The 13,053-nt window shown below is 40.1% G+C and carries 14 protein-coding genes; all 14 read left to right on the plus strand.

What is annotated here, in order from left to right; translation table 11 throughout:
* The first annotated feature begins 157 nt into the window (after nt 1–157).
* The 14 genes from coxB (at nt 158) to ACSBOP_RS02405 (ending at nt 12,989) form a co-directional block, all read left to right on the plus strand.
* Nucleotides 158–1,159 (plus strand): cytochrome c oxidase subunit II, encoded by a 1,002-nt coding sequence (gene coxB, locus ACSBOP_RS02340; protein WP_442602893.1) that lies wholly within the window; start codon nt 158–160, stop codon nt 1,157–1,159.
* A gap of 77 nt (nt 1,160–1,236) precedes the next feature.
* Nucleotides 1,237–3,051, plus strand: a complete 1,815-nt coding sequence (ctaD, locus tag ACSBOP_RS02345; RefSeq protein WP_442604346.1) for a cytochrome c oxidase subunit I — start codon at nt 1,237–1,239, stop codon at nt 3,049–3,051.
* Nucleotides 3,051–3,665: a cytochrome (ubi)quinol oxidase subunit III gene (locus tag ACSBOP_RS02350; protein WP_442602894.1), complete on the plus strand. Its 615-nt coding sequence runs from the start codon at nt 3,051–3,053 to the stop codon at nt 3,663–3,665. The genes ctaD and ACSBOP_RS02350 overlap by 1 nt, the downstream gene beginning before the upstream one ends.
* Before the next feature lies 1 nt (nt 3,666).
* Nucleotides 3,667–3,981: a cytochrome C oxidase subunit IV family protein gene (locus tag ACSBOP_RS02355; RefSeq protein WP_442602895.1), complete on the plus strand. Its 315-nt coding sequence runs from the start codon at nt 3,667–3,669 to the stop codon at nt 3,979–3,981.
* 126 nt (nt 3,982–4,107) lie between these two features.
* The gene (locus ACSBOP_RS02360; RefSeq protein ID WP_442602896.1) at nt 4,108–4,983 is read left to right on the plus strand and encodes a cytochrome c oxidase assembly protein; all 876 of its coding nucleotides are present in this window, start codon (nt 4,108–4,110) and stop codon (nt 4,981–4,983) included.
* A 40-nt stretch (nt 4,984–5,023) separates the two neighbouring features.
* Nucleotides 5,024–5,482 carry a DUF420 domain-containing protein gene (locus tag ACSBOP_RS02365; RefSeq protein WP_442602897.1) on the plus strand — a complete coding sequence of 153 codons (459 nt, stop codon included), beginning with the start codon at nt 5,024–5,026 and terminating at the stop codon, nt 5,480–5,482.
* Nucleotides 5,483–5,643: 161 nt separating this feature from the next.
* Nucleotides 5,644–6,387 carry a hypothetical protein gene (locus ACSBOP_RS02370; RefSeq protein ID WP_442602898.1) on the plus strand — a complete coding sequence of 248 codons (744 nt, stop codon included), beginning with the start codon at nt 5,644–5,646 and terminating at the stop codon, nt 6,385–6,387.
* A gap of 29 nt (nt 6,388–6,416) precedes the next feature.
* A complete protein-coding gene (locus tag ACSBOP_RS02375) occupies nt 6,417–6,815 on the plus strand; it encodes a GntR family transcriptional regulator (protein WP_442602899.1) in 399 nt (132 codons plus the stop codon).
* 13 nt (nt 6,816–6,828) lie between these two features.
* Nucleotides 6,829–7,719: an ATP-binding cassette domain-containing protein gene (locus ACSBOP_RS02380; RefSeq protein WP_442602900.1), complete on the plus strand. Its 891-nt coding sequence runs from the start codon at nt 6,829–6,831 to the stop codon at nt 7,717–7,719.
* Nucleotides 7,720–7,744: 25 nt separating this feature from the next.
* Nucleotides 7,745–8,647, plus strand: a complete 903-nt coding sequence (locus ACSBOP_RS02385) for an ABC transporter ATP-binding protein (protein ID WP_442602901.1) — start codon at nt 7,745–7,747, stop codon at nt 8,645–8,647.
* Nucleotides 8,640–9,917 (plus strand): ABC transporter permease, encoded by a 1,278-nt coding sequence (locus tag ACSBOP_RS02390; RefSeq protein WP_442602902.1) that lies wholly within the window; start codon nt 8,640–8,642, stop codon nt 9,915–9,917. The genes ACSBOP_RS02385 and ACSBOP_RS02390 overlap by 8 nt, the downstream gene beginning before the upstream one ends.
* A gap of 783 nt (nt 9,918–10,700) precedes the next feature.
* Nucleotides 10,701–11,213: a GDSL-type esterase/lipase family protein gene (locus ACSBOP_RS02395; RefSeq protein ID WP_442602903.1), complete on the plus strand. Its 513-nt coding sequence runs from the start codon at nt 10,701–10,703 to the stop codon at nt 11,211–11,213.
* A gap of 281 nt (nt 11,214–11,494) precedes the next feature.
* Nucleotides 11,495–11,953: a GNAT family N-acetyltransferase gene (locus ACSBOP_RS02400; protein WP_442602904.1), complete on the plus strand. Its 459-nt coding sequence runs from the start codon at nt 11,495–11,497 to the stop codon at nt 11,951–11,953.
* A 397-nt stretch (nt 11,954–12,350) separates the two neighbouring features.
* Entirely contained in the window at nt 12,351–12,989 is a 639-nt protein-coding gene (locus ACSBOP_RS02405) for a hypothetical protein (protein ID WP_442602905.1), read from the plus strand.
* Nucleotides 12,990–13,053 lie beyond the last annotated feature (64 nt).

Consider the following 13,053-nt stretch of genomic DNA (forward strand, 5'->3'; position numbering starts at 1 on the left):
TTTTAGAACAATTTGTGAACTATGCTCAATGGGGCGTCCAATTCGATTGACAAAGAAGTATACTGAATTTATATTAAATGAAGTGTGATGTGGTTGGTTGACAATGGGTTAAGTTCGTGCTAAAAATAATGGTTTTGAAGTGGGGTTGATGAACTTTATGAGTCAGTGGAAAAAGATGTGGCGTCTTGTCCCCCTATTTGCGGTGATGTCGCTTTTACTTGCAGGCTGCGGTGATCCTTCTCAGTCAGCATTACTTCCAAGAGGTCCTTATGCGCAGGGCCAATTTGATCTGATGATGCTAAGTATTATCATCATGGTCTCGGTCGTAGTCGTTGTATTCTTAATTTATTTCTATGTTATTATTCGTTTCCGTAAGCGCAAGGGACAGACAGGCGTTCCAAAGCAAGTTGAGGGAAGCCATCTGTTAGAGGTGATTTGGACAGTTATTCCAATTATCCTTTTGGTCATCCTAGCGGTTCCGACAATTAACACAACGTTTAAAAGCTCAGAAGATTTGAGAAAAGACAAAGACGCTCTTCTAGTCAAAGTTACTGGACACCAATTCTGGTGGGAATTCGAGTATCCGACACTCGGCATACATACAGCACAAGATTTAGTTATTCCGGCTGGTAAGAAGATTGCGTTCGAATTATCATCCGCCGATGTAACGCACTCTTTCTGGGTTCCGTCACTTGGAGGTAAAATCGATACGAACGTAGGTAGTGGTGTGAATACGTTACCATTGCAAGCAGATGAGCCTGGTATTTATCGCGGGAAGTGCGCAGAGTTATGCGGGGACTCGCATAGTTTGATGGACTTTAAAGTTATCGCGAAGACGGATGCAGACTTCGATGCTTGGGTGAACAAGATGAAGACACCTGCTACGGTATCAGCAGATGCACAAAAAGGACAGGATCTGTTTAAACAAAATTGTATGAGCTGTCACGCAACAGATGTGAAAACAGGGTCATTCGGTCCGAACTTGAACGGATTTGCAAGCCGCGAGAAAATCGCAGGTATCCTCAAGCATGACGACGCGAATCTAAAAGCATGGATTAAAGATCCACAAGAAGAAAAAGTCGGCAATAAGATGCCGAAAGTGCCTTTAAAAGACAACGAAATTGACGAAATTGTGAAATACTTAAATACCTTGAAATAAGAATTTTTGGAAAAAAGGAGGTTAACACGTTGGCACATGCTCATGGGCATCATCAAGTGAAACGATATAGTGGATTAATGGATTGGCTAACCACCGTTGACCACAAAAAAATCGGTAAGCTTTACTATTTCGCAGGCGGATTCTTCTTCCTCCTAGGCGGACTTGAAGCATTACTTATTCGTCTTCAACTCATGTTTCCAGGTTCCAAATTGTTTATTGGTACGACTTTTAATGAATTGACAACGATGCATGGTACAACCATGATTTTCTTGGCAGCGATGCCATTGATCTTTGGTTTTATGAATGCACTCGTCCCTCTTCAGATTGGGGCGCGGGACGTTGCCTATCCTTTTGTTAACTCACTCGGATTTTGGTTATTCTTCTTCGGGGGAATCCTACTGAACGTATCTTGGTTAGTTGGCGAAGTGCCTGATGCTGGTTGGACAGCATATGCACCGTTATCTACGCTTGCTGAACATTCCGGTATGAACTTCTACGTGCTGGGTCTTCAGATTGCAGGTCTTGGTACACTAATCGGGGGCATTAACTTCCTCGTTACGATTGTTAATATGCGTGCACCAGGAATGACTTTCATGCGTATGCCGCTGTTTACTTGGACAGCTTTCATTACATCCGCGCTTATCTTATTTGCTTTTCCTGCGATTACAGTAGGTTTAGTTGAATTAATGTTTGATCGTATTTTTGGCGGTGCGTTTTTCGATCCGGCTAGAGGTGGTAACACCATACTTTGGGAACATCTTTTCTGGATCTTTGGGCATCCAGAAGTTTATATCTTGATCTTACCCGCATTCGGTATTATCTCTGAGATCGTAAGTACATTCTCATCGAAGCGTTTGTTCGGTTACAGCTCCATGGTATTTGCTACGATTTTGATCGGTTTCCTAGGTTTCATGGTGTGGGTTCACCACATGTTTACAGTAGGTATGGGTCCTGTTGCTAACTCGATCTTCGCGATTGCAACAATGGCAATTGCAATTCCAACTGGGGTTAAAATTTTCAACTGGTTGTTCACATTATGGGGGGGACATATCCGTTTCTCCGCCGCGAACTTGTGGGCAACAGCGTTTATCCCAACTTTCGTAATGGGTGGTACAACAGGGGTTATGCTTGCAGTTCCTGCTGCTGACTTCCAGTATCATGATTCTTACTTCGTTATCGCTCACTTCCACTACGTGTTAGTTGGTGGTTTGATTATGGGTATCTTCGCTGGTTCTTACTACTGGTGGCCAAAAATGTTCGGTAAAATGCTGAATGAAACATTAGGTAAAGTACATTTCTGGACGTTCTTTATTGGGTTCCATTTAACATTCTTCCCGCAGCATTTCCTAGGACTTATGGGTATGCCACGTCGTGTGTTTACATATGACGGTGATGTAGGTTTGAACGCAGGTAACTTAATTTCTACAGTTGGTGCGATGTTGATGGGTGTGGGTGTTATCATCTTCATTGTGAACATCCTAATTACGAATCGTAAGAAAGTGGATGCTCCTGCTGATCCATGGGATGGACGTACACTCGAGTGGACGATTCCTTCACCGGCACCAGAATATAACTTTAAACAAACGCCACTTGTTCGTGGTTTGGATGCATTGTGGAAAGAAAAAATGGCAGGTAACAAAGAGATGACATATACAGAGCCAGTTGGTCCCATTCATATGCCTTCACCATCCATCTTACCTTTCATGATGTCCGTTGGTTTAACAATTGCAGGTTTCGGATTTATTTATGCACATAAAATGAACAACACGTACTGGTTAGCAATTGCTGGTCTCGCAATGACTTTGGTTTGTATGTTCCTTCGTTCCATCAAAGACGACCACGGTTGGCATATTGAAGTGGAAGAACTTGAAGACAAGGAGGTCAAATCATAATGGCTGCTGATCATAACGGTGCATTACCAGCACATCCTGAGAGAGCAACGCTTGAAGGGAAGAATAAAATATTAGGGTTCTGGCTTTTCCTTGGTGGAGAGGTAGTACTCTTTGGTACTCTGTTCGCAACCTATATTGCTCTTCGTAATTCAGTTCCAGAAGGAGATCCGACTGCAAGTCACCTATTTAACTTAGGTACAGTTGGCCTTTCTACATTCATCTTGCTTACTTCATCATTAACAAGCGTATTTGCAATGATGGCGATGCATAAACAGAAAATAAAGCCTTTGCTTGCTTGGCTTGCAGTTACCGTATTGCTTGGACTGTCCTTCTTAGGACTTGAAATTTATGAGTTCGCTGAGTATATTCATGAAGGTCATACCTTTACGAAGAATGCTTTCTCAACTTCGTTCTATACGTTAGTTGGTTTCCACGGAGGTCACGTATTATTCGGGGTTCTCTGGATCACACTTTTAATTATACAAGGGATGAAAAAAGGATTGACGGTCGTTACGGCTCCGAAATTTTATGTTGCGTCCTTGTATTGGCACTTTATCGACGTCGTGTGGGTGTTTATCTTCACGGTGGTGTATCTAATGGGGAAGGTGGGTTAAGATGGAACAAGTACAAAATACTGCTTCATCGAACAGACGTCGTAAGCCTGAAAGCCCGGCTCCGCATTTCTTATCTTACATCGTATCGATTTTGTTAACGATGTTGGCATTCGCAGTTGTGATTTACGGGGATTTAGATCGTTCATTTATTCTGATCTTCATCTTTTCACTTGCGATCATTCAAGTTATTTTCCAACTCGCATATTGGATGCATATGAAAGAAAGAGGTCATGTCTACGCGGCAATCGGTCTCATCTTCGGATTCATTATTGCACTGACTGCAGTTGCGGCTGCTGTATATTGGACTTGGTGGTAATCAAGTAATCGTTTATTAAAGTTATTGTAAAAGTGGGGGTTAGCTTTGTTTAGAAGCGCCCCCTTTTTTATTAGGGGTTTTTTCGAAATCTCATTCAAAAAGAGCATAGAAAGGGAGATGTACGTGATGGATCACACAAATGCAATGGGGCATTCAGCTACTTTTTTTCAACTTTGGAGTCCTCTACTCATCTTGTTTCTCTTCGTTGTAGGTCTTCTGTATTATCGACTAGTAGGCTCCTGGAGAAAGAGCTTTGCCAATTCTGAACCGGTAAGCATAAAGCAAAAAGCGGCTTTTTTTACAGGGATCATTTTATTTTATATTGCACAAGGCAGTCCGCTAGATTATATTGGGCATCATTATTTGTTCAGCATACATATGTTGCAGCAATCGATTTTGTATCTAATTACACCGATATTTATCATTACGGGTTTGCCTTCATGGGCATTAGAACCTGTATTCAAAGTACGCTCGATCAGAGTGATTATGAGATTTTTCACAAGTCCATTAATCGCAGTATTGTTGTTTAATCTGCTATTTTCGGTCTATCATTTGCCTCTTGTGATGGATTTCGTTATGATGAATGAACTGGCACGGCTTGGCTATCACTCGATGCTGTTATTCACAGCATTTACAATGTGGTTCCCTGTATTTACGACAATCCCGGGTTATGGTTCTATGACGGGGCTCAAGAAAATGGGCTATATTTTTGTCAATGGTGTACTTCTAACACCAGCTTGTGCGCTGATCATATTCGCGGATACGCAGCTGTATGAAATGTACAAGGGTGTTGTACTACCGTTTGACTTCTTGCCGCTTATGGATGACCAACAGCTGGGTGGCGTCGTGATGAAGATTGTGCAGGAGCTTGCTTATGGGTTTGTACTGTATAATATTTTCCGAAAGTGGTACAATTCAGAACGGGTGCATGATGATGAGTTGTCAGATGAACCTCAAGAAGGTGTAGAATATAGCCATACTTGGGAGCCAGTGAAATCGTAGCGTTCATTCATTATTATTAGGAAATAGGTGAGTAATTCGTATGCAGATTATGCCAACGTTCTCCACACTTTGTATCGTCATTAGTGCTATCTTTGTCGGTTTTGGTTGGTATCATATTGTCAAAGGAAATCGTCAAACACACGAGAAGTTGATGCTTTGGGGAGCAGGGTTCGCGTTAACATTTTTTATCGTCTATGTGTCTCGTACCGTATTCGTGGGCAATACGATGTTTAACGGACCGCAGTCCATCAAGCTGTTTTATCATATCTTCTTGTTTTTCCATATTGGACTTGCTACAACAGGCGGTGTGCTCGGTTTAATTACACTGTGGTTAGCATTTAAGAAAAAGTTCATGAAACACCGTAAAATCGGGAAGACAGCCGCGATCGTCTGGCTGCTGACTGCTCCTACAGGAGTAGCGGTATATGTGTTGCTTTATATCTTATATCCAGGCGGCATGTCAGAGCCGGTATGGAAAGTTATTTTTGGTATTCATTAATTGAACATGCGTGTAGGAAACGAAAAACAACCTCGTGATGGGGTTGTTTTTTTGTTTTTTTCAGAGAATAATGATTGCAAAATTTTCTAATCCGAGTATACTGTTCATATAGATATACACACTATACAATGTATACACTTTGAAAAGTGAAGGTGATCATAATGACGAAGTGGCAAGGGATTAAATTTCTAACGAAGAGAGAGTTTACGAACAGTAAATCGATGTATGTAGGGGCAATTGTATTTATAGGAATCGCGTTTGTCGTGATCGTATCGATGATGATGGTGACGAGTGAGAGAGGGGTAAAAGGTTTAGATTCAGGTGCGGTCTATTTTCCGATTAATATGATTACTATATTTTACTTAGCGATGACGGGCTTTGGTATCAAATCATCCTATATGAAGAACTACTGGAAAACAGATACTTTTACAAAAGAAGTTTCGTGGCTCAAGCTAATGCCGATCTCAAGTAAACAAATCGTGATCTCTAAATTTATTAAATTTACTATTCTTATTGTTGCTCTCGATACAATTCTATTCTGCTTGTTGTATACGGTGAAATTGAACGGAGTGCTTGATTTCTATGGCGTAACAGGTTTGGAGTTTATTCAGATGGCGCTTGTCATTATTGGTTACTCCATGTTGACTGGCAGCTTGTATATGTGGATGGAGATGTCGCTATCAGGTAAATGGTACTTTATCTTGAACTTAATCATCCTAATCATTGGCACCATTCTCCTTATTGTATTTGGTTTAAAAATATCAGTTTGGGAGTTTATTGCAGATCAAGTTAAAACATATAGTTGGATTGCCCCCGGTGTGATGATTCTGCTAGGCATAGTTGCAATGATAGGCGCAGGTAAAATCATCGAATCCACGATGAACAGACGTGATTTGTATATTTAACAGATGTAGTTAGAAAGTAGGCGAGAAAGGTGCGTATACCTATTCAAATAACGAATGATAGTGCAGAGCCTCTATATTATCAGATTGAAGTGCAGCTGAAGGCTTTGATCTTAAGTGGTCAATTGGCTGAAGGAACATTGTTACCATCGATTCGAGAGTTAGCTCAACAATTATCTTGTAGTGTGATTACGATCCGCAGGGTGTATCAAGATTTGGAGAATGAAGGTATCTTACGAACGAGGCAAGGCACGGGAACATTTGTGGCAAGTGTGGGGCAGACGGTGAGAGATAACTATCGGACAGAAGCTGTTCTTAATGCCATGAAGGAAGCAATTCTGACAGGGATACGAGTAAAATGTACGGATGAAGAGCTGAAGGATATTTTTGCGAAGGCCTTATTAGAAGCAAGAACACATGAGAATGCATAGGGAGCGAAATGAGATGGGAGTTAATTACGCGGTATCCATGAATGGCGTGCATAAGCGTTTAGATACTTTTGAAATCGGACCGATTGATCTGAAGCTAGAGGAAGGCTTCGTGTATGCGATTGTAGGACCGAATGGGGCAGGGAAGAGTACTTTATTCTCGCTCATGATGAATGCCATCAAACCAGACCAAGGCCGTATTGCGCTTTTCGGTAAGTCTTACAAGAATGAGGAATCCGCAATTAAGCAGCGTGTTGCCTATACATCCAACCGTCACATGTGGCAAGAGGCAGAGGTTACGAAGGTAAAAGATTTGGTTGACTTTGAGTCGGCTTGGTATGCCAATTGGGATGCAGATCAATTTGGGAGACTTTCAGCGAAATTCGGGATCGATCGCAATAGCAAGCTTCAGAAAATGTCCACGGGTGAGCAGCAGCGTTTGGCAATAGCACTAGCCTTATCCAAAAATCCGGATCTTCTCATTATGGATGAAGCGACGAATGGGTTAGATTTTATGACATCGAAGTTAATCATGGAACAAATCGGACAGTTTATGGATAATGGTGGGAAAACAGTCGTATTTGCAACCCATATCCTAGACGAGATTAAGCGATTAGCAGATTATATTATTTTGCAGGAAAATGGAAAGATCATTGGAATATTTGAAAAAGATGAGCTCTTAAGCAGTTGTAAAGCGTATTGGATCGAGAGGCTACCACAGCATGCTGAAAAAATCCAAGGCGTGGTACGTGTGGAAGGAATGGGAGGAGCAACAGGGCCAGTTCGCATCATAACAACGCAGGCACAGGAAACCGAACGTGAGCTTGTGAAGCAGCAAATCCCGATCATCAATGTGGAATCACTTGAGCTAGATGAAATTTTATCATTTTATATCATGAATGAATAACGTCATGAACAAAGGAGAAAGATCGATGTTTAATCTTCAATTGGAAAATGTGACAAAACGATTTGGCGATAAGATCGCGGTGAATGGCAATCATTTTAACGTAAAACCGGGTGAAATTTATGGGCTATTAGGTGCCAATGGAGCAGGCAAGACGACGACAATGCGGATGGTACTTGGACTTACTGCACCGGATGAAGGGCGCATTTTGTGGAAGGGGAAGGGCTACAACAAAGAACTGCGCGCAATCATGGGGTATTTGCCAGAGGAAAGAGGATTATATCCCAAAGTGAAAGTTAGTGAACAGCTCGTGTACTTGGCACAATTAAAAGGGATGACGCGTAAAGCAGCAGATGCATCGCTCAAAGCATGGTTAGATCGCTTTGAAGTTCCTGAATATTATAACAACCGAGTGGAGGAACTTTCCAAAGGGAATCAGCAGAAGATCCAATTCATTGCAGCTGTGATCCATGATCCTGAAATTCTCATTATGGATGAGCCGTTCTCCGGCTTTGACCCTGTGAATGTGGAACTACTTAAGAAAACGGTGACGACACTTCGCGAGCAGGGGAAATCGATCTTGTTCTCCAGTCACCGGATGGATCATGTGGAGGAGTTGTGTGAGAATATCTCGATTCTACATAAATCACAGACGGTGCTGCAGGGTAATTTGAAGGAAATCAAAGCAACTTTCCCTAAAGAACGCGTGCTGCTGGAAACATCAGATAGCGTGGCGGGATTGGATCAAATTACAGGTGTACAATCAGTTAAGGAGAATGCGATAGGGTATGAAATTCGGATTGCGAAACCTACTGCTGCGCGTGAAATCTTGGAGCATGCGATGGCTCAGACGCAAATTAATCGATTCCAAGTGATGGAGCCGACACTAAATGAAATCTTTATTAAAAAGGTAGGTGGATCTCATGAATAGTATTTTTACAGTCATTAAGTTTACATTCATGACGGCGTTTACGGCGAAGTCGTTCAAAATATCATCTCTCATTATGGTACTTCTCGTTACGATTGGCATTAATCTTCCGGCTGTTATTAGTCAGTTTTCATCCAATGAGCCGGATAAAGTAGGGGTATTCGCAAGTCAGACGGAAATCGCAGCTAAACTGGATGCTTTCTATAAATCGCATAAAGCGCCAACCGTGCAAATTGTGACATTACCAGGTGGAAGTAAAGAAGCCAATGAGCAACTTGGAAAAGAAAAAATCAAATCCAAAGAGATCAAAGGTTATCTTGAAGTGAGTGACCAAATTGTAGGTGGCTTCCCGAAAGTCACTTATAAATCGGATGATACGAAGAATAGTGCGTTAATGAGAGAATTACAAATGGGACTACAGGCTGTGAAGACAGATGGTATCCTGAAAAATATCCCGAAAGAGCAGCTGGATATCATTCAAGCGCCGATCGCATTAGATACACTGCAAATTTCGACGAGTAATGAGGCAGTGGGTGGCGGTAAGACAGAAGGTGAAATGATCATGTCCTATATCATGGTGTATGCCATGTTAATGCTGCAATATATGAGTATCATGATGTATGGCACTGCCGTTGCGACAACGATTACACAAGAGAAAAGCACGCGCGTGATGGAACTACTGGTTACGAGTGTAGATTCCTTGAAACAAATGTTAGGAAAGATTATTGGAACATGCTTTATCGCTTTATCACAGTTGGGTGTACTCGGTATAGCTGCGGCTATTAATTTGATGCTGCCACATAATCAACAAGAGATTAGTTCCTTAGGTATTCATCTTTCGGATATTCCGGTAAGTACGTTCATCTATTTCATTATCTTCTTCTTGGGTGGGTTCTTCCTTTACGCTGTGTTGTATGCTGCTGTCGGATCGATCGTAAGTCGAGTGGAGGATGTCGGTCAAGCGGTCATGCCGATTATGTTCTTAATGATAGCAGGCTTCATGGTGAGTATGGTTGCTCTGCAAAACCCGAATGCAAGCCACGTTGTCGTGATGTCGTTCATTCCATTCTTCTCCCCACTGATTATGTTCTTGCGAATCGGTATGGGGAACCCGGAACAGTGGGAAATTCTTGTGTCCATTGCTATTCTGATCGTATCAACAGGCTTCTTCACTTGGCTCGCAGCGAAGATTTATCGTACAGGTGTCATGCTGTATGGAAAGCGTCCGACGATTAAGGAGCTTCGAAGAGCGATGAAGGCGTTTAAGGCTTAGGATATTGATAAATTAGAAAACCGATAAAAGAAGTCCTATAACTAGGGCTTCTTTTATTATTAAGACAAAAAATAATACTAAATTAAAAAGAAACAAATATAAGCTTATAAGCGTTAAAAGTAAAATAAAACTATTTTAAGGGAGCTGAATTTATAATGAAAAAATTCTTTTTATGAAGATCAAGATACGATTTCTATCATGAAAGAACCTACAAATCATCTCGATGAGATTTCTAAGAAAACTTGGTAAGTCGAATATCGATTAACCCCGGGGCAGGATCAGAATCAAGTTACAACTATTTTTGGGAATCCATCTAATACATGGGTAGATACGGCTACTCAGTCCACAGTTTGGGGATACGATTTCTCTGCAAGATCTGATTATCAATATAAGCAGAAGCTTCTTTTTGACGTGGATGGATTGTCAAAGAAAGATCTCGAAGCACAATTGTACATTACTTTGGCGCTAGATCATAAAATTAAAGAATTCTCATATGCCTATACACATTCATTAGGTTCTGAGAAGTATATTCGCTTCTACTATGTTCACCCTGATGGCTGCTCTACGACAAGAGGACTTTATGAATGAGAGTGAAACTAATTAAAAATATTCTAAGTGAAGGACTCGATCCTGATTGTAGAACGAATATATACTTTAATGCTCATTGGGGATTCTTCATTTAAATGGATAACATGTGAATGGAGTACTTCGTCTTTAAGATAGGAGAATAAAGCTCTCGACTTGACTTGGTGATTTAGGCTCTGGGCTCTAATCTGTGGTAGTATGTCTCGGTATGCATGGGATTCAGGTAGTACAACGTTAGATTTATTAAATGATATTCGAAATAATACTAGCAAAGAGAATGAACCCATTAGAAATAGATTACAGAAAGCAAATTTGGTTACAATCGGCATCGGAGCTAATGACCTTCTTCAAAGCTATAATCTAAAAGTGATAAATTCACAAAACGTAATAAAGACAATTAGTGTAAATCTTTCTGATATAATAGATGAAATTAAAATAATAAATCCATCCGTTAAAATTTACATTGTCGGGTACTTCAACTTACTACCACAGAAAATAAAAGAAGTTAGTGAAAAATTTAATTATGATTATCCAGAACTTAATACGGATTTAGAAGAAATAGCATTAAAGAAAGAAGCGGTATTTGTAGGAACAGAAGAGGTTTTTAAAGATAACTACAGAGACTTTCTGCCAGTGATTGGAGATGTTCATCCAAACGAGTTAGGTCATGAAATCATATCAAAAAGAATAATTAGAATTATTAATAAATAAATTTTAACTATCGAATGACTGTAAAGAAAAATGAATTAAACTAATGGAAAACTATAGTTTAGGATCTGCTTGGTGGCTGATCCTTTTTTGATTATTGAAGTAAAGGGCAGTTATCCAATGTTAATATCTTAGCGATACAAATGACTACATATAAATACACCATTATTAAACCGCGATAATATGCGAAGGACATAATGACTTTAGAATAAATAATTCCAATGATTTTTAAAGGGGCTCAATCCCTATGCTGTCTAAAAAAGAATAAAGGAGCTGCTGCTACGGTGAAACAGATTACTCTTCGTCTATCCCAAAATTCCGATGTTGAGACAATTGCTAATTTACGGGCAATTGTACTACGAAATGATTTAACTAGGTTAGGAAGGTTTGATGAAGAGAAGGTTCGTCAACGCTTCCGTAATTCATTTGACTCAGATCACACTTGGATTATTGAGTCAGATTCTTCATTTGTTGGCTGCGTAGCTTTTAAACCAACGTTAGATGGGTATTTATTGGAACATTTTTATATTTACCCCAATTACCAAGGTAAAGGGGTCGGTAGTCATGTATTAAAAAAATTGCTTGAACAAAAAGATGTAAAAGGAAAACGCGTAACATTAAATGTCTTACAAGGAAGCTCTGCTAAACGTCTTTATGAACGGTTTGGTTTTAAAGTTGAAAGTGAGGATCTCATAGACGTTTACATGTCTGTGAATGTAGAGGAAAATATTAGAACCGTCTAAGGAATGTAATAATGCTCTCCCTAAAGTGGTATATTCGATTACCTTGAATCTCAAGTAAATGTATCGGTGGTTAAACTAACGGGACACGATAGTTCCATCAAACAACCAGGACGAGGCTGCCAGTATGATCGGCGGCCTCGTAAAGCTATTGGGCAGGTTAGTTTGGTGGCTGTCTTGAATATATGGAATAGCATACTCAGTTACTTTTTAGTAAGGGGGCAAGCGAATGCATCAACTAATTTATGTTGATTGGAAAGGGAACATAATATAGCTTGTAGTAACGAAGACTGGTTGTGCTAACGCAGAACGAGAGCGCTGCGGTATTGACTGTCCGCAACTCCTCTTTTAACGTAAAGTAGTATACCAAAAAATATATTTTAAAAGGAGGAATTTATTATTGATTCTTAGAGAAAAAAGAAAGATAAGAGGATGGAAAAGGCTGAAGAAGAGAATAGAGAAATGGAAGCAAAGAGTGATTAATTTGGACATAGATCACCTAATCCAATACCAAAGGGACTACGCAAAGTTATGGATACATCCCTTTTATGCCATACCCCGTAGGACACCTCCAACCTGGTATAACAGGCTTTTGCTTGATGCAGTATTTGATGTTTATTTTCATTGGCATGAACGAATGAAGAGTACGAATGGGCAATTTTATCTGAAAATATGGCTATTTGATCCACATTTTATTAATACTCAGATTGTTGTAGCTAATAAGGATGCCCTTCATTTTTATGACAACACGTTTGATACAGCTATTCAAGACGAGAAGTTTCCTTTTCAAAAATTCACTTACCTTAAAGAAAAAATTGAGAAGTACACTTGGAAGTTACATATTGATAGTGACGTCTACACTGAAAGTGATTTGATTAACGATATAAAAAATGGTTGGAGAAGTGAAAAAGAAATACAAAAAGTAATGAACAAGGCATACAAGTCGGAAAGCATTAACTTACCAAACAATGAGTTTGACAGAACATTCAGTGTTAAAGTAGGTAATGTATGGATCGGTTCGTTAAAAAGTGATGATTGAGCTAACGCAGAACTATATCTACATAACTTGATCAAAAGCTGGCCATTGCGAAAGCCAGCTTTTT

Origin of the sequence: Paenibacillus sp. KN14-4R, from assembly GCF_052180255.1 — a bacterium.
Classification (GTDB): Bacteria; Bacillota; Bacilli; order Paenibacillales; family NBRC-103111; genus Paenibacillus_AM.

Bases quoted from the DNA above. Each gene is read 5' to 3' on its own strand.
- coxB (WP_442602893.1), top strand. From the start codon at position 158: ATGAGTCAGTGGAAAAAGATGTGGCGTCTTGTCCCCCTATTTGCGGTG.
- ctaD (WP_442604346.1), top strand. From the start codon at position 1,237: ATGGATTGGCTAACCACCGTTGACCACAAAAAAATCGGTAAGCTTTAC.
- ACSBOP_RS02350 (WP_442602894.1), top strand. From the start codon at position 3,051: ATGGCTGCTGATCATAACGGTGCATTACCAGCACATCCTGAGAGAGCA.
- ACSBOP_RS02355 (WP_442602895.1), top strand. From the start codon at position 3,667: ATGGAACAAGTACAAAATACTGCTTCATCGAACAGACGTCGTAAGCCT.
- ACSBOP_RS02360 (WP_442602896.1), top strand. From the start codon at position 4,108: ATGGATCACACAAATGCAATGGGGCATTCAGCTACTTTTTTTCAACTT.
- ACSBOP_RS02365 (WP_442602897.1), top strand. From the start codon at position 5,024: ATGCAGATTATGCCAACGTTCTCCACACTTTGTATCGTCATTAGTGCT.
- ACSBOP_RS02370 (WP_442602898.1), top strand. From the start codon at position 5,644: ATGACGAAGTGGCAAGGGATTAAATTTCTAACGAAGAGAGAGTTTACG.
- ACSBOP_RS02380 (WP_442602900.1), top strand. From the start codon at position 6,829: ATGGGAGTTAATTACGCGGTATCCATGAATGGCGTGCATAAGCGTTTA.
- ACSBOP_RS02385 (WP_442602901.1), top strand. From the start codon at position 7,745: ATGTTTAATCTTCAATTGGAAAATGTGACAAAACGATTTGGCGATAAG.
- ACSBOP_RS02390 (WP_442602902.1), top strand. From the start codon at position 8,640: ATGAATAGTATTTTTACAGTCATTAAGTTTACATTCATGACGGCGTTT.
- ACSBOP_RS02395 (WP_442602903.1), top strand. From the start codon at position 10,701: ATGTCTCGGTATGCATGGGATTCAGGTAGTACAACGTTAGATTTATTA.